Raw genomic sequence first — 1,809 nt, 5'->3', positions numbered from 1 at the left:
TTGGGGGCAGGGTAGCGAGCTTCGGCGTTTGGAGGAATTTCTGGCCCCGGCTCCGGACGACGTGCGGGCCCCGAAGCCGGACCACGTGCGGGCCCCGGAGCCGGACGACGGGCACGCCCCGGAGCCGGACACCGCGCAGCGCTCGAAGCCGGACTACGCGCAGGCGGCGGAGCCGGACGACGCGCGGGGCTGGGAGGGCGTGGGGGTCGGCGCCGGGGGACGTGACCTCGGCCGGGCGGAACGCGGGAGCGGGGGCGCGCAGCGTGCCCCCGGGGCCGCCCGGCGCCGCTCCCCCGCCGTCATCGCCTCCGTGGCCGCCGCCGTGCTGCTGGCCGGGGGCGGCGGCGCCTACCTCGCTGCCTCGGCCGGTGGTGGCACCGGCTCCGGTGCCCCGGCGGGGAACGCCACTCCCCCGCCGCTCGCCCTCGACGGCTACTCGTCATCCGGCGCTCCGAACGGCATCGCCCCCGGCGAGCCCGACCCGAACGGCGTCACCTACAAGGCCGACGGCACTCTCCCGCAGGGCCCCGGCTCGGCGGCCGTGCACTGGCCGAGGGGCGAGGTCACCGAGGAGGACGTGGTGCAGCTCGCCGGCGCGCTCGGCCTCGACGGGACGCCCGTCGCCGAGGGAACGGCCTGGCGGATCGGGGGCCGCGACGGCCAGGGCCCCAGCCTCCAGGTGAACCGGGAGGCGCCCGGCACCTGGACGTTCCACCGCTACAACCCCGGAACGGACAACTGCCGAAGCTTCACGGTGTGCGCCAAGGGCCCTGCGACGGGTTCCGAGGAGCGGGTGAACGAGTCGGCCGCGAGGAAAGCGGCCGCACCGATCCTGAAAGCGGTCGGACAGGACTCCGCCAAGGTGCAGGCCGGCCTGGTCATGGGCGCCCAGCGGGTGGTGAACGCCGACCCGGTGGTCGGCGGACTGCCGACGTACGGCTGGCCCACCGGAGTCACGGTCGGAGCCCAGGGCGACGTGGTGGCCGCCAGCGGTCAGCTGACCGCGCCGCAGAAGGGGGCGACGTACCCCGTGCTGAGCGCCGAGCGGACGCTGGAGCTGATGAACGGGGCGCAGGAAACCGCCCCGCGGGCCGGCATCGGCGGCTGCGCCAGCCCCGTACCGCTGGAGGGCGAGCAGGAGTCGACGCCCTGCGGGGACGCGCCGAGCGCTCCGCGGCGGGAGCAGATCGCCGTCGAAAACGCGGTGTTCGGGCTGGCCTCGCACTCGGTGGGCACCCGGCCGGCGCTGGTGCCGGCCTGGCTGTTCGAGGTGCGGGCGCCGGGGGCGCAGGACAGCTTCACGGTGACGTATCCGGCGATCGACCCGAAGTACCTGAGCTCGGCGCCGCCGGAGGGGCAGCCCAGCCCACGGCCGTCCGAACCGGGCGCCGGGCCGAGCACCCGGGACGTCCGGGTGGAGGGCTACACCGCCGAGGGACGGGAGCTGACCGTGAGCTTCACTGGCGGGGTGTGCGCCGACTACACGGCGAAGGCGGCCGAGGCGCCCGGCGAGGTGACCGTGACGGTGACCGAGAAGCCCTGGAAGGACAAGGTCTGCATCCTGATCGCCAAGGTGCAGCACCGGACCGTGCAGCTGGAGCAACCGCTCGGCGACCGGAAGGTGGTCGGCACGGACGGCAAGGCCGTGCCGCTGGAGAAGCCGGGGGCGCGGCTGCCCCGGTGAACCGGCACATGAAGGCGGCGGCCCCCCGGGCGGGGGGGGCCCCCGTCACATTCCCCGGGGGGCGCGGGCGCGCACCAGGAGGGGGGGCCGCCGGCGCCGGAACCCCGCGCGGGGGGGGTGGTGGT

At 76.3% G+C, this 1,809-nt stretch carries 1 protein-coding gene; it reads left to right on the top strand.

The window, feature by feature from the left end:
* Positions 1–199: 199 nt before the first annotated feature.
* Positions 200–1,684: a hypothetical protein gene (locus AB0O67_RS37270; protein WP_365460540.1), complete on the top strand. Its 1,485-nt coding sequence runs from the start codon at positions 200–202 to the stop codon at positions 1,682–1,684.
* The last annotated feature ends 125 nt before the right edge of the window (positions 1,685–1,809 follow it).

Source organism: Streptomyces sp. NPDC086077 (assembly GCF_040686175.1).
Lineage (GTDB): Bacteria > Actinomycetota > Actinomycetes > Streptomycetales > Streptomycetaceae > Streptomyces.
The sequence above is the reverse complement of the archived record's forward strand: the minus strand, read 5'-3'. Positions and strand labels throughout refer to the sequence as shown.